A 19,558-nucleotide genomic window follows, 5' to 3' on the forward strand; every position below is an offset into this window, starting at 1 on the left:
GGTCAGGCCCCGGGCCTTGGCCTCTGCCAGCTGCTCCAGATAGACTGCCATCGGCACCTCATCCTTGGGGGAGGGCCAGTGGATCAGCGCCAGATCCAGATAGTCGGTGCCCAGTTTTTCCAGGCTCACCTCAAGGCTCGGGATCAGCTTGCCCGGGCCAAACTCGCTGGTCCACACCTTGGTGGTCAGGTAGATCTCGTGACGGGCAACAGTGCTGCGGGTCAGCACGGCGCCGACTTCGGCTTCGTTGTCATAGATCTGCGCGGTATCGATATGGCGATAGCCCAGCTCCAGACCGTTGGTCAGGGTGGCAAGCAGCGGCTCGCCCTTCAGGCGGAAGGTGCCCAGACCCATGGGTGGCATATTGATCATCTCGTTCCTCAATGGGGTGGTGGTTGGCCCTTGATGGGCTAAGTGGAAAGTGGCACAGGGGCCAGTCAGGCGCCCAGCGGCTGATAGCGGCGAATGGTGCTGCTGGCAAACCAGGGCTCGGCCTTGGTGACAAATTCGGTAAAGTGGGGTTGGCCCTGATGGGCGGTGAGGGCCGCTTCGCTCTCCCACACCTCGTAGAGCATCCAGCTGTTTGGATTGTCCAAGTCCTGATGCAGCTGATAGCGCTGGCAGCCCGCCTCTTGCAAGGTGGCCGCAATCAGCGGCTCAAGGGCGGCGCGAAACTGGGCGGCGAATTCGGGTTTGGCTTCAAGCTGGGCAATCACAATCACGGGTGATGACATCTGAACCTCCTTGGCAAAAACGAAGGGTCAGTATGCCTGCCGTGACTTGCAGGAAACAGGGCGCTGGTCGCAAAACAGTATTGAGGGGAGAGCAGCAATGGGAACCGATAAATGACACCGACAAAGTCGGTGTCAAGTGATAGTTAGATTTGCGTAGTTAGTATGGAATCGCCAAGATACAGCACTATTTTTCAGTTGTTTAGCTTGATATCTGATGCTGTCTCTCAAAAACAGAAGCATGGTGCTGATCTATCTTTTCATTGACATAGTTGTCGGTGGCCTTCACCAAGTCTTTTATAAATCTGATTACTTTTTCAAGTTCGTCACGTTTAATCAAATGAGCTGATGGAATTCCTGAATTTATAGGTTTTGAGCGATGGGCTGCATCCCCACGCTTCTTAATCCATTGATTCAATGTTGATCTGGCTTTATCTGGCTCGTAATTTGACCACCGCCATCCTTCAGTGACATCAAACCCTAAATAGTCTTGAAAAATTCGTTTTGTTTTATCGGAGCTAGGGTTGTGGAATGTTTTCAAATCTGTATGAAGTTTTTTTAATATAAAATCACCAAGATAGCTACCTTGAACAATCGCAAGCTTTTTATGCATTTCTTCGACAACACGATCTTCTACATAGGTTTCCCATGCAGTGAGTGCCATTACAAGTCCTGCTCGTTTTAGTACTTCGCTGTTTGATGGAGGTGGGTTTGCATTTACACTATCAAAATGGGCTAATAACTCTTCAGCATCCTTTATTGCGTATTCAAATCCTTGAATGGCTTTTGACATAATCCCTTCCAGATAAAACGGTATTTAAATATTGTATGGTTGGTATTCAATGTATGGATATGAAAAACATATATACAAGAGCAGCATCATGCTAATAACAGACATTAGCATTGAATGCCGATGATACTTCATTTTTTCCAAAAAATTGCATCGGCAAGATCACAAAACAAGTTATTAATTAGTATTTTTAGATATTTGTATGAGATCACGGCTGATTATGGATATTGTTGGGGCCATCGTGTGGATGCTTCTCCCACTAACCCATCACGCACAGGCCGGTTCAGCCCAGACTGCAAACTCATTGCCGCTGGGCTCAACGAAGTGGAAACGGCGGCCACCGGGGAAATCGAAAAGAGGGCGGTTGATGGTGCCACCGTGTTGGCTCACCTTGGCTTGAGTCGCTTCAATATCGGCGCTGTAGAACACCAGCAGGGCGCCGCCCTGAGCTGTCTGGCTGCACTGATCCGCCCGATAGAATCCGCCATCCAGCCCCTCATCGGCAAAGGCGCTGTAGTCGGGGCCGTAATCAACAAACTGCCAGCCAAATACAGCCTGAAAGAATGCCTTAGTCGCGGCGAGATCCCTTGCCGCAAACTCCACATAGTTCAGTTTTTCATGGGCTTTCATTCAGTTCGTCTCCCTCATCATCAGCATCGCTGGGCTCAGCAAGTTGTTCCCACGGTGTCAGTTTAAGTTGCTTGTGCCGTAATCTGAGGACACTGGCCATAATGAGGCCGATTAATCCCGCAAAAAAAGCGGTTTGACGTAGAGCAAATACCAGATCCATTCCCATGGGTTGCCAGCTGAAAAACCACAACAGCACGCTCCAGATCAGTCCAAGGCCGATGCCAAATACCAGAAAGTTGGTAAGCCAGCTCTCGTAATGTGGCGGTTTGACAGACCAACCCAGTTGGCGCAACAACCAGAACAAGGGGGGATTGTAGTTGGACTGCCATACCCCTTTGTTAGCCAGCTCCTGATGGGCGGCGGCCAGCCGCTCTTCAAATGTCATGGTATTGATCCTTGTGAAATTAAAGGTGCCATACGGTGCTTTTCTGGCTGCATTGTACTGACAAATCGCGGGTATGATGTGGGCTCGCGGTCACGTTCTTTCTCTGTAGAAAAAAAGAACTGGCCTCACCGTACGCTTGCCAATCCACAGTAGCTGCGCCTATAAAGGCCCATTACTCTTGTCCGGATAACAGCAATGAAGACCCATTCTGATGAACTGACCCTGTTTGTGGCGGTGGTGGAGGCGGGCAGTTTTCGCCAGGCGGCGGAGAACCTCGGCATGGATAACTCGGTGGTGAGCCGTGGCATCAAGCGGCTGGAGGAGAAGCTCTCCACCGTGCTGCTCAATCGCACCACCCGACGGGTCAGTCTGACCGAGGAGGGGAGCTGGTTCTATCAGCGGGCGGTGAAGATCCTGACCGAGATGAGCGAGGCGGAGGGGCATCTGCTGATGCGCCGGGAACAACCCGAAGGGGTGTTGAGAGTCGATGCCGCTACCCCCTTTATTCTGCACCGGCTGGTGCCGATCATCGGCGAGTTTCGACGTCGCTATCCTGCCATCGAGCTGCAACTGCACAGCTCGGAGGGCTTTATCAATCTGATGGAGCGGCGGGTGGACATGGCCATCCGCATCGGCGAGCTGACCGACTCCTCCCTGCGTGCGTTGCCGCTTGGCCGTTCGCGGTTGCGGCTGCTGGCCTCTCCTGCTTACTTGAGCGAGCGCGGCATCCCGCGCCAACCGGCGGATCTGCTGAGCAGTCACGAGCTGCTTGGCTTTTTGCATCCCGATCACCTCAACCACTGGCCGCTGCTCAGTGCCGAGCAGGGGGATCGCTTTGCCATCACCCCCAGCCTGCGTGCCAGCAGTGGTGAAACCTTGCGTCAGCTGGCGCTGGCGGGGCAGGGAATTGTCTGTCTGTCGGATTTTATGACCGGGCCGGATCGGGAGTGCGGCGCGCTGGTGGAGGTGCTGGCCCGCAGTAACAGCGGCGCCTCGCGCCCCATCAATGCAGTCTTCTACTCCGATGCCCAGCGGGATATCCGACTGCGGGTCTGGCTCGACTTTCTCAAAGAGCAGCTTGGCAGCCATACCCTGTAGTGCAGGTTGGATTGTACGGTTTGTTTGAACGGTTCGTCGCTGCGGTTTGCTTGGCGAAGAACAAGCCGCGCCTTCGTTGCGGCCAATCAGCATTAGCCTGGTGACAGATAAACAGACGGCCGACTTGAGGGTCGGCCGCCGGTTCGGGAAGGTGTGTGGGCTGAAACGCAGTTAGCGGGGCAGTTTGCCCCATACCCGGCTGAGCAGGGCGCCGCCGATCACCGGCGGAATGGCCAGCAGCAGGGTCCACTGCCAGGAGAGGCCGCCGACGGTGGCGGCCAGTACGATGCAGGTGAGCACCACCAGTTGGGCCACCATCATCAGGAAGGTGCCTTCGCGGGGGGTCAGGGTCTCTTTTTGAGTGGCGACGTGAGCTACGGGCGCTTGAGTGGTGGTCGGTTTCATGGCGATATCCCTCTGTTGAGTCTGATATCACTAAGCAATGGCCATTCCACATTTTTTCATGTTAATTATCAATGTCTTGCGAGTTTTGTCGTCATTCCCGTTTCGAGAGCGCAGGCAAAATGATTTGCAAAATGAAAACGCCACCCGGTGGTGGCGTCTTGGTTATTGAGAGGGAGAGAGGGAAGCGCCGGGCCTAGCCAATCCGGTATTGGCGGATCTGCTCGTCGATGGCCTTGGCCAGTTCGAACAATTCGCGGCTGGCGGCATTGCTCTCCTGCGCGTGTTCCCGCTGGTGTTCGGCCACCATGGCCAGCTCGTCCAGCGCCGTTCGGGCTTGCCCCATCTGTTGATTCTGCGCCTGCGCCAGCGCACTGATCTCGTTGATCTCGAGGGCGGTCTGGTTGATCTGGCTGGTTGCATCAACCAGCACCTCTCTGGCCTGATTCATCCGGTTGTATCCCTCTTCGCTCAGGTTGCGGGAGTCTGCCATCGAGCTGCTGGCCTGCCGGGTTCCCTCCTGCAGGCGCAAGATAAGATCCTGCACATCCTTGGTGGCAGTCTGGGTACGCACCGCCAGTTGGCGTACCTCGTCGGCCACCACCGCAAAGCCCCGCCCCATATCCCCCGCCCGGGCCGCTTCGATGGCCGCATTGAGGGCGAGCAGGTTGGTCTGGTTCGAGACATCGCGGATGAGGTTCATGATCTGGGTGATGTTGTTGCTGTCTTTCACCACCTCATCGAGCAGGGCTGAGGAGCTGCCGATGCTGCTGCGCAAGGTGTCGAGTTGCGCGGCGCTCTGGGTCACATCCTGCTCGATGCTGAGCATATGGTTGGCGATGCGTTGGGTTACGTCGTTGACCCCTTCAGAGCGACTGGCGATCTGCTCGGCGTTGTCACCGATGGTGGTGACCACAGTGGTCAGCTCCTGAATGCTCTGGGCCTGCTGGCATGCTTCCCCTGCCAGTGCCTGGGCCTGCTGCATGGATTGGGACGACTGGGCGGAGAGTGCGCTGCCTGACTGCTGGAAGCGGGAGAAGCTCTGGTTCAGGCTCTGGATCAGCCGATTGAAGCTTTGGGCCATCAGCCCCAGCTCCGACTCGTCAGAGAAGTCGAGGCGGGTCGCCAGATCCCGATCGGCAGTGATGTGGTGCATGCCATCGGCTGCCTGACGAATCGGGCGACTGATGGAGTGAGCCAGCCAGGCGGAGGCCAGCATGGCGATCCCGCCGATGGCGAGCGACACCATGATGATGAGCTGGCGGGATTCCTGCAGGCCCTCTTCCAGCTCGGCGCTGTTGATCTCGCCAATCAGCAGCCGGTTAAGGGTGGGGATGTAACGTACCGCGATGAGGTAGGTTTGCCCCTCCAGCGTTAGCGCCTCTACGGCCACCTGTTCCCGGGCATTGGGAATAAGCCGCTTGACGGTATCGAGGAAGGATTGCTGGTGGTGGGCGGCCCCCTCCACCTCCTGCTCGGGGTGGATCTCGATATTGCCCTCCATGTCCGCCAGATAGACCTGACCGCTCTTGCCGATCCGGTAGCCGCTGATGAGTTTGCTCAGGGCGCTCATGTCGATGGAGGTGCCTGCCACCGCCAGGGTCTTGCCCTCGTGGGTGACGGCGGTGTTGATATAGAGGGAGGCGCGCTTGTCAAAATCCGAGATGTCGAGGTTCAGCTCATAGGGTTTGCTGCGTTTGAGAAAGCCGAAAAACCACCCATCTTTCGGGTCTGATTCGCTCAGCGATTTCTGGGCGATGGGGCCGCCGCTGAAGTTGATCAGGGTGTTGCTCTGGCGGGGGGCGATAAAGACGTTGCCGCCGATCCGCCGTTGCAGATCCTGAAAGTAGCGCTCCATGGCGGGCCACTCTTGTTCTGGCATGCCAGCGGTCAGCCAGTCGATGACAAAACGGTTGCTGGCCAGCGCCTGCGCCTCGGTCAGGTGCTGGATAAGCTGCGCTGTCAGCTGGTTGGCAATGCGATCCACGCTGCTTGGCAGCTCGTAGCGTTCGACCCGCTGCTGGGCCTGACTGTGGGATATCTGCTCGAGGATCAAGGTGATGCAGCTGATGGCGATGGCCATCAGTATCGCCACGCCAGCGAGGATCCGGGTGCGGATCCCGAGCCCTGACCAGAGTGATTGCAGTGTAAAACGGTGTATCGCCCTCTCCATATCGCTCTCCTCATAAATAAGGTCGCATATGCGACCCAGATGATGATTATAGATAGAGAACTCAATTGTGTTGTGGCGGATGGTAACAACAGAGGGCGGCAGAAAAACAGGAGGGAGCAGTTAGCGGGGAAGGGGGCAGAAAGCGGCAAGGGAAAGCATAAAAAGAGAGGCCGACATTGCGGTCGGCCTCTTGGGTGTTTATCTCAACGGAATGTCGGGTGCCCGATCAATCCTCTTCAGCCCAACGGCGTGAACGCTCAACCGCTTTTTGCCAGCCGCTGTAACGTTTGGCGCGATCGTCTCTGTCCATCTGCGGGATGAACTCGCGGTCAACGCTGAACTTGTCTTCCAGCTCGTCCGAGCTCTTCCAGAAGCCGACTGCCAGACCAGCCAGGAAGGCGGCGCCCATGGCGGTAGTCTCGATGCGGGTCGGACGTACCACCGGGGTGTGCATCATGTCAGCCTGGAACTGCATCAGGAAGTCGTTGGCTACGGCGCCGCCGTCTACTTTCAGCGCTGCCAGCTTGATACCGGAGTCCTGCTGCATCGCATCCAGCACGTCGCGGCTCTGGTAGGCGATGGATTCCAGCGCGGCACGGATGATGTGGTTGCGGTTGGCGCCACGGGTCAGGCCGACCATGGTGCCGCGAGCATACGGATCCCAGTAGGGCGCGCCCAGACCAACGAAGGCCGGTACCAGATAGACGCCGTTGGTATCGCCCACCTTGGAGGCGAAGTAGTCGGTATCGCGGGCATCGTGAATGATCTTCAGCTCGTCACGCAGCCACTGGATGGTGGCGCCGCCCATAAATACCGCACCTTCCAGCGCGTAGTTCACTTCCCCTTTCGGGCCGATGGCAACGGTAGTCAGCAGGCCGTTGCTGGAGCGAACCGGCTCGGTGCCGGTGTTCATCAGCATGAAGCAGCCGGTACCGTAGGTGTTCTTGGCCATCCCTTTTTCAAAGCAGAGCTGGCCGAACAGGGCAGACTGCTGGTCACCGGCAATACCGGCGATGGGGATGCGGGAGCCGCCACCACGGGTGGTGTAGCCGTACACTTCGGAAGAGGGTTTCACTTCCGGCAGCATGGACATGGGGATGCCCAGCTCGTCCAGCATCTTCTCGTCCCACTTCAGCTCACGGATGTTGTAGAGCATGGTACGGGAGGCGTTGGTCGGGTCGGTGACGTGCACTTCGCCATTGGTCATCTTCCAGACCAGCCAGGTGTCGATGGTGCCGAACAGCAGCTCACCGTTCATCGCCTTCTCGCGGGCACCTTCCACGTTATCGAGGATCCACTTCACCTTGGTACCGGAGAAGTAGGCATCCAGCACCAGACCTGTGTTTTCGCGAACGTACTCTTCCAGACCGCGAGCTTTGAGCTCTTCACAGATGGCGGCGGTGCGGCGGCACTGCCAGACGATGGCGTTGTAGATGGGCTTGCCGGTGGCCTTTTCCCAGACGACGGTGGTTTCACGCTGGTTGGTGATACCGATGGCGGCGATCTCTTCGCTGCGCAGGCCGGTCTTGGCCAGCACTTCGGTAAAGACAGAGGATTGGGTCGCCCAGATCTCCATCGGGTCGTGCTCTACCCAGCCCGCTTTCGGGTAGTGCTGGGTGAATTCGCGCTGGGAGGTACCGACAATGTTGGCATCCTGATCAAACACGATGGCGCGGGAAGAGGTGGTTCCCTGGTCCAGAGCGACGACATATTTCTTTTCAGCAGACATGATGTTCTCCACGTTTCTATTTTCCACGTTTTTATACGTTGGAGGGGGCCGCTCTTATGCGGCAGCCTCTTCTTTGGCGGTTTGGGTCGCTTGCTCGGTGGTGACGACACGGTTGCCCGGGACGCAGGGAGCCAGCACTTTGACATACAGAGCGGTACCAATCTGGGCGCCAACGATGGGGCCAAGGATCGGAACCCAGAAGTAGGGGTTGTCACGACCACCGGTCAGGGCAACATCACCCCAGCCAGCAAAGAACGCGAACAGTTTCGGACCAAAGTCACGGGCCGGGTTCATGGCAAAACCGGTTAACGGGCCAAGGGAGGCACCGATCACCGCGATCAGGATACCGATCAGCAGAGCGGCTGCGAAACCTTTGGGGGCGCCATTGTTGTTGTCACCCAGCGCCATGATGCCCAGCATCAGGACGGCAGTGATCACCAGCTCGACGGCGAAGGCTTGCATGTTGGTCAGCAGGGCATTGGGGTAGGTGGAGAAGATCCCGGCGGTGCCGAGGCTCTCGACGCTGCCGCGCACCACGTTATGGGTCACTTCCCACTGGGTGAAAAGGTTACCATAAAGGAAGTAGACAAGGGCCGCGAAGCAGAAGGCACCGGCCATCTGGGCGATGATGTAGGGCACCACCTTGCGCTTGTCGAACCCGCAGAAGGTCATCAGCGCCAGGGTGACGGCCGGGTTCAGGTGGGCACCTGAAATACCGCCGGTCACATAGATGGCGATGGCCACACCCAGACCCCAGGTAATGGAAATTTCCCACTGCCCGAAGTTGGCGCCTGCCAGCACCAGTGCGGCCACACATCCGACACCGAAAAATATCAGCAGGCCGGTTCCGATAAACTCGGCGATGCATTCGCCAAGCAGGGTATTGGGTCTTTGTATGCTCATACTTTTATTCCTTATATCCACCCGTAGAGGTTTGATGTTCCGTTCTATCTTTTTGTGTCTATCCGTTGCTGCCGAAAACGTTTCCTTGTTGTTTTTGCGTCTTGCGCAAACGTTATGCTCGTTTGCGCTCGTTATCGGTCGTGACAGAAAATAACCCTTCCCGCTAATTTCACCATCCCCCCTCCATAGGAAATGTGGACAAGATCCCACTCATTGCTAAGAAAATGTGACGTAAAGCATCTTGATAACAGCCGCTTACCACTTAGGGGGTAGCTTGCAACCCTTGCCACACAAGGGCTGGCGCTTGCTGAGCAATTTCTCATTTGGAGCTATTATTTGTAATAAAACTGCAATATTTGAGCATGCATCACAGATTAAATGAGCGCATATGAGCACAATTGGCTCGCTTGCGAATCGGTGGACTCACATGATTCGTTGGAATGGTCAGGGCATCCTCAACCGCCCATAACAACAATAAGGAAGCAGAACATGCTTAGTCTCTTCAGGCCTGCGGCGCACATCGACAGGCTCCCGGCTGACAAGGTCGACCCCTTCTACAAACGCATGCGTTGGCAGGTGTTTTTCGGGATCTTCTTCGGTTACGCCGGCTACTATCTGGTACGGAAAAACTTCAGTCTGGCGATGCCCTATCTGATCGAGCAGGGCTTTTCCCGTGGTGATCTCGGTTTCGCGCTCTCCGGGGTCTCCATCGCTTACGGTTTGTCCAAGTTCCTGATGGGGAACGTCTCTGACCGTTCCAACGCCCGTTACTTCCTCTCCGCCGGTCTGCTGCTCTCGGCTGCCATCATGTTCATGATGGGTACCATGCACTGGGCCACCTCCAGCATTGCCATCATGTTTGTGCTGTTGTTCCTGAACGGTTGGGCACAGGGCATGGGCTGGCCGCCCTGCGGTCGCACCATGGTGCACTGGTGGTCACAGAAAGAGCGCGGCGAAGTGGTTGCGGTCTGGAACGTGGCACACAACGTGGGTGGCGGCATGATTGGCCCGCTGTTTATCCTCGGGATGGGCTGGTTCAACGACTGGCGCAGCGCCTTCTATGTGCCTGCGGCAGCGGCGGCCGCCATCGCGGTGATCGCCTTCTTCGTGATGCGTGATACCCCGCAATCGGTCGGTCTGCCTCCCATCGAGAAGTACAAGAACGACTATCCGAAGGATTACAACGAGAGCCACGAGCAGGAGTTCTCCGCCAAGGAGATCTTCGTCAAGTACGTGTTGCACAACAAACTGCTGTGGTACATCGCGATCGCCAACGCTTTCGTTTACCTCATTCGTTACGGTGTGCTGGACTGGGCGCCAACCTACCTGAAAGAGGCCAAGCACTTCACCGTCGACAACTCCTCCTGGGCTTACTTCCTCTACGAGTGGGCCGGTATTCCGGGCACCCTGCTGTGTGGCTGGATCTCTGACAAGATGTTCCAGGGCCGCCGTGCCCCGGCCGGTATCCTGTTCATGGTGCTGGTGACCCTGGCTGTGCTGGTTTACTGGTTCAACCCGGCCGGCAACCCGACCATCGACATGATGGCACTGGTGGCTATCGGCTTCCTGATCTACGGCCCTGTCATGCTGATCGGCCTCTATGCTCTTGAGCTGGCACCGAAGAAAGCCGCCGGTACTGCGGCAGGTTTCACCGGTCTGTTCGGTTATCTGGGCGGCGCCGTGGCAGCCAACGCCATGCTGGGTTATACCGTTGACCACTTCGGTTGGGATGGCGGCTTCATGGTGCTGACCGTCTCCTGCGTGCTCTCCATCATCCTGCTGGCGATGACCCTCAAGCATGAGAACATTGCCGTTGCGGCCAAGAAAGCGGCTGCCCATAAGGCATAAAACGTGATCCTCAGCTTATTGATCCCAAAGGGGATCAGGTAAACTGCCAAAAGGCCCCGCATCTGCCGGGGCCTTTTTTTGTCTCATCATCGGAGTGCAAGCGTGAAGCAAACCCAACGACATCTGGAGATCCTGGACGTCCTGACGCGGCAGGGATTTGTCTCGACCGACGATCTGGTGACTCACTTTGACGTCAGCCCCCAGACCATTCGCCGGGATCTGAACGATCTCGCCGAACAGAACAAGATCCGGCGCCATCACGGCGGTGCCTCCCTGCATTCGAGTACCGTCAATACCGCCTACAGCGCCCGTAAAGTGATGCAACTCAAGGAGAAAGAGCGCATCGCCCGCGAGGTAGCGGCCAATATTCCCGACGGCTCATCGCTCTTTATCGACATAGGCACCACCACCGAGGCGATCGCCCGCGCCCTGCTCGATCACCGTGAGCTGCGCATCGTCACCAACAACCTCAACGTGGCCAGCATTTTGACGGCCAAGGATGACTTCACCGTCATCATTGCCGGTGGCGAGATCCGCAACCGCGATGGCGGCATCGTGGGGGAGGCGACCCGCGACTTTATCGGTCAGTTTCGCATGGACTATGGTGTCATCGGGATTTCGGGGATCGACAACGACGGCTCCCTGCTCGATTTCGACTATCACGAGGTGAAGATTGCCCAGGCCATCATCGCTCACTCCCGTCAGGTGTTCCTGGCCGCCGACCACACCAAGTTCGGCCGCAATGCCATGGTCAATCTGGGCAATCTCAGCCAGATCCACGCCCTCTTTACCGATCAGGAGCCACCGGAAAAGCTGACGCGATTGATGGCGCAACACCAGATCGTCTGCCACATCTGCTGACGGCGAAACACGCCAAGGCTGTGCCGGTCGCCCGTCAGGGCGGCCTCCTTTATCTTTATCTCCCCCAGTCCCGCACTCATCTCACCCCTTTATAGGTATTGCAAAAACCACTATTCAATCTGGTTTTTTTGGCTATTAACCCGCCGATGTTGGCCCGACGCCATTGGCTCCGCTGACCTGTTCCCTTTGCCACCTCTGGCGGGCTGTGGCGATCACACTTTCGCCATAAAATGTTCGTTTGTTGTATTTTCATGTTCTAAAATGAGCGAAATCAAACATTGCTGTTATAGCAATCATAAAAATGAAAGTAGGTGAACATGAGCGAACATTATGATCTGGTCGTCGTCGGTGGCGGCATCAACGGGGTCGGCATCGCAGCCGATGCGGCAGGACGGGGTCTGAAGGTTGCCCTGTTTGAGGCGCAAGATCTCGCCTCTGCCACCTCGTCCAACTCCAGCAAGCTGATCCACGGCGGTTTGCGCTATCTCGAACATTACGAATTCCGGCTGGTGAAAGAGGCGTTGGCGGAGCGTGAGGTGCTGCTCGGTATGGCGCCTCACATCGCTCGTCCCATGCGTTTTCGCCTGCCGCACCGTCCACACCTGCGTCCGGCCTGGATGATCCGCGTCGGTCTGTTCCTCTATGACAATCTGGCCAAGCGCGACAAGCTCAAGGGGAGCTGTGGTGTTCGCTTCCTGCCGCAAGATGGCTTGACCGCAGGGATCAATAAGGGGTTTGAATACTCGGATGCCTGGGTCGACGATGCCCGGCTGGTTGTGCTTAACGCCATGATGGCCCGTGACAAGGGGGCCGACGTTCAGACCCGCACCCGCTGTATCAAGGCGGTGCGCGGATCCAAACACTGGACGCTCACTTTGGAGCGGGAAGGGGGCGAGCAGTTCACCGTCACCTGCCGTGGTCTGGTCAATGCAGCGGGCCCCTGGGTCAAGGCCTTCTATGACGAGAGCCTGCACGAGAAATCCCCCCGCGGCATTCGCCTTATTAAAGGCAGCCACATGATAGTGCCGCGCATCCATGAGCGCGAAGAGGCTTATATCCTGCAAAACGAAGACAATCGCATCGTCTTCGTCATCCCCTATCAGCAGGACTACTCCCTTATCGGCACCACCGATGTGGAGCACCACGGCAGCCCGCGGGAAGCGAAGATCAGCGAGGCCGAAATTACCTACCTGTGCAAGGTGGTCAACGCCCACTTCACTCGCCAAATTGCGCCGAAAGATGTGATCTGGACTTACGCCGGGGTGCGCCCGCTCTGTGATGACGAGTCAGACTCGCCGCAGGCGGTGACCCGCGACTACACCCTCGAACTGTCTGGCGAGTCTGACGGTGCGCCGCTCTTGTCGGTGTTTGGCGGCAAGCTCACCACCTATCGCAAGCTGGCGCAGGCTGCCTGCAACAAGCTCAAGCCCTGGTTCAGCCAGATGGGGGATGACTGGACGGCGACCAGCCGGCTGCCCGGCGGCGAGTTTGACTGCTCGGTACGCGAGCTGGCCCGCGCCTTTGCGCTGGAGTTTGACTGGCTCGATGATCGCAGCGCCCTGCGTATTGCCGAGGCCTATGGTGCCCATGCCCGTCTCTGGCTGAAAGAGGATCGTGGCATTCACTTCGGTGGTGGCCTGTACGAGTCGGAAGTGCGTTATCTCATCGAGCGGGAGTGGGCCTGTTCACTGGACGATATCCTCTGGCGCCGCAGCAAGCTGGGGCTGCGCCTGAACGAGTCAGAGCAGCAGATGCTGCAGATCTGGCTCGACCAATACCATCAGGCTCTGCGCAAGGCGAGCTGATGTGTGACGGTGGGCAGTGCGCTGCTGCCCACCGCTTTCCACCGAAAATATGCAACAAACCTCTGATAGAACAATTACCTACACACAATAATAAAGAGCATCACATATGAAAAAACTCGCCGTTTCCCTCATCGCCTTGAGCCTTGGGGCATCCCTCTCATTACCCGTGTTGGCTGCCGATGAAGGCAAGGTGGTGATCGCCCACCGTGGCGCTTCCGGCTACCTGCCCGAGCATACCCTGGAGTCCAAGGCGCTGGCCTATGGCATGGGGGCCGACTATCTGGAGCAGGATCTGGTGATGACCAAGGATGACCAGCTGGTGGTGATGCACGATCACTTCCTCGATGGTATCACCGATGTGGCAGCGCGCTTCCCTGGTCGTGCCCGTCCGGACGGTCGTTATTATGTAGTGGATTTCACCCTGGATGAGGTGCGTTCCCTGCGTATGACCGAGCCATTCCAGCTGGTGGATGGCAAGCAGGTGCCGGTCTATCCGGCCCGTTTCCCGCTCTGGAAGTCAGACTTCAAGATCCATACCTTCCAGGAGGAGATCGAGATGATCCAGGGGCTCAACAAGAGCACCGGCAAAAACATCGGGATCTACCCGGAGATCAAGGCGCCCTGGTTGTTCCGTCACGAAGGCAAGGATATCTCCAAGGCGGTGCTGAAGGTGCTCAAGGAGTACGGCTACACCGGGAAGGATGACAAGGTCTATCTGCAGTGCTTCGATGCCGATGAACTCAAGCGCATCAACAGCGAGCTGATGCCCGCCATGGGTATGGATCTGAAACTGGTGCAGCTGATGGCCGAGACCGACTGGAACGAGACCATGGTCTACGACGCCAAGGGTAAGGCGACCCCCTACAACTATGACTGGATGTTCAAGCCGGGAGCGATGAAAACCATCGCCAGCTATGCCGAAGGGATTGGCCCGTGGAAACCGATGATCGTCACCGAGCCGGGCACTTTGGGCAAACCGGTCTTCACCGGCATGGTAAAAGAAGCCCATGCGGCGGGCCTGAAAGTTCACCCCTATACCTTCCGTCAGGATGAGGGGCAGATCCCGGCCTATGCCAAGGACTTCACCGATCTCCTTAACATCTTCCTCTATCAGGCCGATGTGGATGGGGTGTTCAGCGACTTCCCTGACAAGGCGGTGGCCGTCATCAAGGCCAATCAAGAGGCGGCCAAATAGCACTCTGGCGCCATTTGAATGCAAAGCGAGGCCAATTGGCCTCGCTTTTTGTTTCAGGTTCCCGTAACGGGAGTGTGCGCCCTGTCAGAAAATAGCCAGATCACGTCATGGTGTGCCGGATCTGCATCATTTTACGCAGTTTTTACGTAGCAGATCGCTGGCATGAAATCGGCAGAGCGGTTAGTCTAGCGGCGTTGAACCAACCCCATGAGGTACAGATGAAAACCGTATTGCGTTTTAGCCTGCTGGGCGCCTTGTTGCTGGGTGGCCATGCCTTCGCCGCCGAGCCGAAAAAATTTGATATCAGCATGTTCCCAGCCGCTGACGTGAATCAGGAACGTGTGGTGATCCGCCTGCCTGAAGTCGAGAAAGAAGCCGACATGATGGTCGAGCTGCAGGTCGGCAAAAAGATGATGGTTGATTGCAACGTACCGCGTTTTGCAGGCAACCTGGAACAGCACAGCGTCAAAGGCTGGGGCTACAACTACCTGAAACTGGGCAAGGTTTCCGACCCCATCAGCACCCTGATGATGTGCCCCGATAACCAGCAGAAAGAGACCTTCGTCCAGATCTACGGTCAGGGCTTCTTCGTGAACTACAACTCAAAACTGCCGTTCGTGATCTACGTGCCGCAGGAGTATGAAGTGCGCTACCGTCTGTGGCGTGCCGACAACCTGGCCCAACCGGCCATGATTGAGTAAGCATGTTTGAACCAAAGGTTCAGCTGGTTCACCTGATGTGATAAATAAAGCGCCGTATGGCGCTTTATTTTTGCCTGCACAGTCCAAAAAGTGACGTGCAAATTGGCTGCACGTTTACATAAGTTTATTATTTATCAACGTTTTTTGTGTGTTATGCCACAAAATCGGCGTCAACGATGGGGCAAAGTGACTTCGATAAAAGATATTTATTAACATAGTGAGAAAATTGATTTTGCACTCGGCGATGGCCTGATGATACTTGCCCGCAAAGGTCAAACTAACCAGAAAAAAGAGCACTATGAGCTTCGAATCAGACAAGCGTTTCAACGACTTCAAACATTTTCCCCGTGGCCTGCGTCGCAGTGGCGAATTCACTGTGGCCGAAGCGGACAGTCTGGAAAAGTATGGTACCGCCATGCTGGCACTCTACCAGGGCAACCTTGCACCCCGTGACGATGTCGAGTCCGCCTTCGTCGAGCAGGTCAAATCCGGCGAAGCCGGTGCCAACCCCCATGCCAAGGTGTGGTTCAAATACCTCAAGGTGATCGGTCCCAAGCGCGTTCATCGCCTCTGCACTGTCGTTGGCGGCGCCAGCGAAGAGAGCAGCGGTGGCGGCAGCTTTGATGTCGGTGGTGGCAGCGGCGGTGGCAGTGACGAGTCCATCGATTAATGGATACCGAGCTGCTTCGGACCTTTATCGAGGTGAGCAAGACCCGGCATTTTGGCCGGGCTGCTGAAAATCTCTACCTGACCCAGTCGGCGGTGAGTTTCCGGATCCGCCAGCTAGAGCAGCAACTGGGTGTCAGTCTGTTTGCCCGTCATCGTAACAATATCCGCCTGACCGCCTCCGGTGAGCGTCTGCTGCCATACGCAGACGCCATCTTGCACACCCTTGGTCGTGCCAAGCAGGATGTGGCGCTCTCGCCAGGATTCAGCCAGCAGTTGGCCATCGGCGCGCCCGCGGTGTTCTGGGAGCTCGATTTCAACGACTGGCTCAATCACATCTATGCATTGGCGCCCGGTTTGGCGGTGCGGCTGGAAACAGCCTCCCGCGAGCACCTCTGCCGCCAGTTGCTGGAGCGCTCCCTCGATCTGGCCCTGCTCTCCGAGCCCACCAAGATCGACGAGATTGCCCTGCATCCCATCGGTGAGCTGGTGTTCGAGCTGGTGAGCCGGGATCCGGCCGCCAATGCCGACAACCTGATGCAGATGCCGCACATCCACCTCGACTGGGGCACCAGCTTCGAGCCGCAACCCAGCCGCTTGCAGAGCCTGCAAAAGACCCCGGTGCTGCACTCCAGCTCCGCCAGCATGGCGTTGCAGTTTGTGCTGGCCAACGGTGGCGCTGCCTACCTGCCACGGCGGATGGTCAGCCCCTTCCTCGAGAAGGGCACGCTCCATCTGGTGGAGGGGGGGCAGCCGCTGAGCCGTCCGCTCTATCTCGCCTATCTGGAGAAATCCGATCGCCGGGAGCTGATCGATCAGCTTCTGACCCTGCCACTGGGTTGGCACGACGCCGAACTGCGCCTCAACGTCGAATAACCGTCGAGTGTTATCCAAGAAAGAGCCCACCCCACGGTGGGCTCTTCTGTTTGGGGAAAATTGCAGGGAGCGAGGTCACGTAATTGGCGCGGGAGGCTTGGCGTCATCGGCCTGTAACGGTACCTTTTCAGGCTGTTTATCCGATTGAGCACTGACAGGGATGGATTGTAATTGATCGACTTTAGTCACCCCGAATGGCGGGCGCTGGCGCAGCAGTTGCTGAGTCACTCACCTGTGGTGATCCGTGGCCGCCAGTGGCAACCACTGGTAGGCCTGCTCAAGGATAACCAGCTGCTGCTCGCCCATGGCAGCCACAGCTATGAGCTCACCCCGGCCGGACGGCGCTATCTCACCCGCGAGCTGATGCTGGCCGAGATCGCCACCGCCCCCCCCGAGCCCGAGGAGTGGTTACATGCTCAGGGCTGGCAATTGGGGGAGCAGGTCAACGAGCGGGTGCTGGCGGCGCTCTATCGCAAGAGCGAGGTGAACTTCACCCCCAACGAGCAGATCGATTTCGAGGACAAGGGGATCCGGCTCTGTGCCGATCAGCTGTTGCGCTTGCGCGCAGCCCAGCCGTTCAGCCTCTTTTTCAGCGGCGGCACCCTGATCGACGCATCCCCCTGGTTGCAGGCGCTGGGGGAGGTGGCCCTACCCGAGCGCACCCTGGCGGGTCTTGGCAAGATCCTGTGGGGGGAGGGGAGTATCGAGCGGGTGATCACCACAGACAGCGTCGGCGCCTTTGCCGAGCTGCCTCTTGAACCCGGCACCTTGCTGGTGTGGGCCCCCCCATCGGCTCCTCTTGCCTTGCAGCAGGTGGTGGCCGCCTTGCCCCCCAATGTGCTGTGGAGTCATCTCACCGCCCTCGACCCTGCCGGGGTGGATCGGTTGCAGGCGCTGGCCCAGCGCTTGGGTCGTCCGGCCAGCTGGTGGCTGCCTCGTGATCTGGCCCCCATCCTCAGCGCATATGCCCAGCCTTTGACTGAGGCTCGGCACTGGGAGCCGAGCCGGATTCCCAAGTCATTGTTAGCAGTTTGTAGCGGTTTGGTTGAGTCCAATGGTGGCTTGTCGGCCGAGGTGTGCGCGCTGGCACCAGCGTGGCATGCCGTTGGTTGAAATTGGCCCGAAAGCGAGCCAAAAAGCGGTTTTCCCCCATTGAACGCGGTGATATAAAGAGTTGACGAAGCGCTCGCCAGATGAGCGCTTTTGTTTATCAAGCCGCTTTGCCACCCAACGAACTCAACGGAATACAGGGAATACCATGTTTGAAAAGGTTGTTGCCGCCCCAGCGGATCCGATCCTGGGCCTGACCGAAGCCTTCCGTGCTGACTCTCGCAGCCACAAGATCAATCTGGGCGTAGGGATCTACAAGGACGAGTCCGGTGCCACCCCCATTCTTCACTGCGTCAAGAAAGCCGAGCAGAAGCTGCTGACCGACGAGAAGACCAAGAACTACCTCGGTATTGAAGGCAATATCGAATATGGCCGTATCGTGCAGCAACTGCTGTTCGGGCAGCATTCTGCGCTGGTTGCCAGCGGTCGTGCCAAGACCGCCCAAGCGCCGGGCGGTACCGGTGCCCTGCGTATCGCGGCCGAATTTGTGGTGCGCAATGGTCTGGCCAAGACCATCTGGATCTCCGATCCCACTTGGGCCAACCACGTCAGCGTATTCCAGGCCGCGGGCCTGACCGTCAAGTGGTACAAGTACTACGACGCCGCCACCAAGGGGCTCGACTTTGCCGCCATGCAGGCTTCGCTGGCCGAAGTGCAGCCGGGTGAGCTGGTGCTGCTGCACGGTTGCTGCCACAACCCGACCGGTATCGATCCCACTGCAGAACAGTGGCGCGCGCTGGCCAAACAAAGTGCTGCCGCCGGCTGGTTGCCGCTGTTTGACTTCGCCTATCAGGGTTTTGCCCGTGGTATCGAAGAGGATGCCGAAGGCCTGCGTATCTTCGCCGAATGCCATGACGAGCTGCTGGTGGCGAGCTCTTTCTCCAAGAACTTCGGCCTCTACAACGAGCGGGTCGGTGCCTTCACGCTGGTCAGCGCAACCAAAGAGATCGCCGATGTGGCCTTCACTCAGGTCAAGACCGTGATCCGTGCCAACTACTCCAACCCGCCGTCACACGGCGCCGCTGTGGTCACAGCCGTGGTGAGCGATCCGGCTCTCTATGCCGAGTGGGTCGAAGAAGTGGCCGCCATGCGGGTGCGTATTCGCGAGATGCGCGAGCTGCTGGTAGAGAAGCTGGCTGCCCTCGGCGTGAGCCAGGATTTCAGCTTTATCCGCGAGCAGAACGGCATGTTCTCCTTCTCCGGTCTCACCAAGGATCAGGTGGAGCGCCTCAAGAGCGAATTTGCCATCTACATCGTCGGCTCAGGCCGGATCAGCGTGGCCGGTATTACCCGCGCCAATATCGATCCTCTGTGCGAGGCGATCGCCAAGGTGCTGTAATCGCATCGCCTTGTGCTCTGGCACTATGCCATGTAAAAGCCCGTCACCTTGGTGACGGGCTTTTTTGATCGCCATGTCCCGTCCTGAATATGGTTTACACCTTTCCCCCCAATAAATGGAGAGCCCGATGGGACAAGGTGTGAAACGGACACAGCGCGATTACTCGCTGACTTTTAAACTGGCGCTGGTCGAGCAGATTGAAAAAGGCGAGCTCACCTATGAACAGGCTCAGGTGCGTTATGGCATTCAGGGCCGCTCCACCGTTCTGGTATGGTTGCGTAAACATGGTCGGCAAGATTGGAGCCAGGGGGCTTCT

19 protein-coding genes and 1 pseudogene are annotated in these 19,558 nt (G+C 57.5%); 11 read left to right on the plus strand and 9 right to left on the minus strand.

Annotated features, from left to right (window positions below):
- From AB5Y85_RS17610 to AB5Y85_RS17630, 5 genes are all read right to left on the minus strand, one after another.
- On the minus strand, positions 1–372 hold a 372-nt coding region (locus AB5Y85_RS17610), incomplete at its 3' end, for an aldo/keto reductase (RefSeq protein WP_368221887.1).
- 65 nt (positions 373–437) lie between these two features.
- The gene (locus tag AB5Y85_RS17615) at positions 438–734 is read right to left on the minus strand and encodes a putative quinol monooxygenase (RefSeq protein ID WP_227273901.1); all 297 of its coding nucleotides are present in this window, start codon (positions 732–734) and stop codon (positions 438–440) included.
- A 199-nt stretch (positions 735–933) separates the two neighbouring features.
- Complete coding sequence (locus tag AB5Y85_RS17620) at positions 934–1,524, minus strand: HEPN domain-containing protein (RefSeq protein ID WP_368221889.1); 591 nt, start codon at positions 1,522–1,524, stop codon at positions 934–936.
- Positions 1,525–1,788: 264 nt separating this feature from the next.
- A complete protein-coding gene (locus AB5Y85_RS17625) occupies positions 1,789–2,151 on the minus strand; it encodes a VOC family protein (RefSeq protein ID WP_257686587.1) in 363 nt (120 codons plus the stop codon).
- The gene (locus AB5Y85_RS17630) at positions 2,138–2,536 is read right to left on the minus strand and encodes a DUF6404 family protein (protein WP_167573240.1); all 399 of its coding nucleotides are present in this window, start codon (positions 2,534–2,536) and stop codon (positions 2,138–2,140) included. The genes AB5Y85_RS17625 and AB5Y85_RS17630 overlap by 14 nt, the downstream gene beginning before the upstream one ends.
- Positions 2,537–2,731: 195 nt before the next feature.
- Here AB5Y85_RS17630 and AB5Y85_RS17635 point away from each other — a divergent pair, with 195 nt between their 5' ends.
- On the plus strand, positions 2,732–3,634 hold the full coding sequence (locus AB5Y85_RS17635) for a LysR substrate-binding domain-containing protein (protein ID WP_368166744.1): 903 nt from the start codon (positions 2,732–2,734) through the stop codon (positions 3,632–3,634).
- A gap of 171 nt (positions 3,635–3,805) precedes the next feature.
- On the opposite strand, the gene AB5Y85_RS17640 is transcribed toward AB5Y85_RS17635, so the two are convergent.
- The 4 genes from AB5Y85_RS17640 to AB5Y85_RS17655 all read right to left on the minus strand — a co-directional run bounded on the left by AB5Y85_RS17640 (position 3,806) and on the right by AB5Y85_RS17655 (position 8,841).
- On the minus strand, positions 3,806–4,039 hold the full coding sequence (locus AB5Y85_RS17640; protein WP_005337550.1) for a hypothetical protein: 234 nt from the start codon (positions 4,037–4,039) through the stop codon (positions 3,806–3,808).
- A 193-nt stretch (positions 4,040–4,232) separates the two neighbouring features.
- Positions 4,233–6,209, minus strand: coding sequence for a methyl-accepting chemotaxis protein (locus AB5Y85_RS17645; protein WP_201979955.1), 1,977 nt, complete (start codon positions 6,207–6,209; stop codon positions 4,233–4,235).
- Between the two features lie 226 nt (positions 6,210–6,435).
- Positions 6,436–7,938: a glycerol kinase GlpK gene (glpK, locus tag AB5Y85_RS17650; protein WP_005337546.1), complete on the minus strand. Its 1,503-nt coding sequence runs from the start codon at positions 7,936–7,938 to the stop codon at positions 6,436–6,438.
- A gap of 54 nt (positions 7,939–7,992) precedes the next feature.
- Positions 7,993–8,841, minus strand: a complete 849-nt coding sequence (locus tag AB5Y85_RS17655; protein WP_005350866.1) for an MIP/aquaporin family protein — start codon at positions 8,839–8,841, stop codon at positions 7,993–7,995.
- Between the two features lie 489 nt (positions 8,842–9,330).
- Between AB5Y85_RS17655 and glpT the strand changes: the two genes are divergently transcribed.
- The 10 genes and pseudogenes from glpT to AB5Y85_RS17705 form a co-directional block, all read left to right on the plus strand.
- Positions 9,331–10,689: a glycerol-3-phosphate transporter gene (glpT, locus tag AB5Y85_RS17660; protein WP_368166746.1), complete on the plus strand. Its 1,359-nt coding sequence runs from the start codon at positions 9,331–9,333 to the stop codon at positions 10,687–10,689.
- A gap of 102 nt (positions 10,690–10,791) precedes the next feature.
- Positions 10,792–11,550 carry a DeoR/GlpR family transcriptional regulator gene (locus AB5Y85_RS17665; protein ID WP_368166747.1) on the plus strand — a complete coding sequence of 253 codons (759 nt, stop codon included), beginning with the start codon at positions 10,792–10,794 and terminating at the stop codon, positions 11,548–11,550.
- A gap of 317 nt (positions 11,551–11,867) precedes the next feature.
- Positions 11,868–13,355 carry a glycerol-3-phosphate dehydrogenase gene (gene glpD, locus AB5Y85_RS17670; RefSeq protein WP_368221890.1) on the plus strand — a complete coding sequence of 496 codons (1,488 nt, stop codon included), beginning with the start codon at positions 11,868–11,870 and terminating at the stop codon, positions 13,353–13,355.
- A gap of 106 nt (positions 13,356–13,461) precedes the next feature.
- A complete protein-coding gene (gene glpQ, locus AB5Y85_RS17675; protein WP_101531654.1) occupies positions 13,462–14,550 on the plus strand; it encodes a glycerophosphodiester phosphodiesterase in 1,089 nt (362 codons plus the stop codon).
- Between the two features lie 218 nt (positions 14,551–14,768).
- Positions 14,769–15,251, plus strand: coding sequence for a serine protease inhibitor ecotin (gene eco, locus AB5Y85_RS17680; protein ID WP_005337529.1), 483 nt, complete (start codon positions 14,769–14,771; stop codon positions 15,249–15,251).
- Positions 15,252–15,549: 298 nt separating this feature from the next.
- Positions 15,550–15,921, plus strand: a complete 372-nt coding sequence (locus AB5Y85_RS17685) for a DUF413 domain-containing protein (RefSeq protein WP_005350885.1) — start codon at positions 15,550–15,552, stop codon at positions 15,919–15,921.
- Positions 15,921–16,793, plus strand: a complete 873-nt coding sequence (hdfR, locus tag AB5Y85_RS17690) for an HTH-type transcriptional regulator HdfR (protein ID WP_040067774.1) — start codon at positions 15,921–15,923, stop codon at positions 16,791–16,793. The genes AB5Y85_RS17685 and hdfR overlap by 1 nt, the downstream gene beginning before the upstream one ends.
- Before the next feature lie 171 nt (positions 16,794–16,964).
- The gene (locus AB5Y85_RS17695; protein ID WP_368221891.1) at positions 16,965–17,906 is read left to right on the plus strand and encodes a hypothetical protein; all 942 of its coding nucleotides are present in this window, start codon (positions 16,965–16,967) and stop codon (positions 17,904–17,906) included.
- A gap of 145 nt (positions 17,907–18,051) precedes the next feature.
- A complete protein-coding gene (locus tag AB5Y85_RS17700) occupies positions 18,052–19,242 on the plus strand; it encodes an amino acid aminotransferase (RefSeq protein WP_216978471.1) in 1,191 nt (396 codons plus the stop codon).
- 127 nt (positions 19,243–19,369) lie between these two features.
- Positions 19,370–19,558: pseudogene (locus tag AB5Y85_RS17705) on the plus strand (IS3 family transposase); the annotation flags it as partial.

Origin of the sequence: Aeromonas sp. R3-1 (genome assembly GCF_040908345.1) — a bacterium.
Lineage (GTDB): Bacteria > Pseudomonadota > Gammaproteobacteria > Enterobacterales > Aeromonadaceae > Aeromonas > Aeromonas veronii.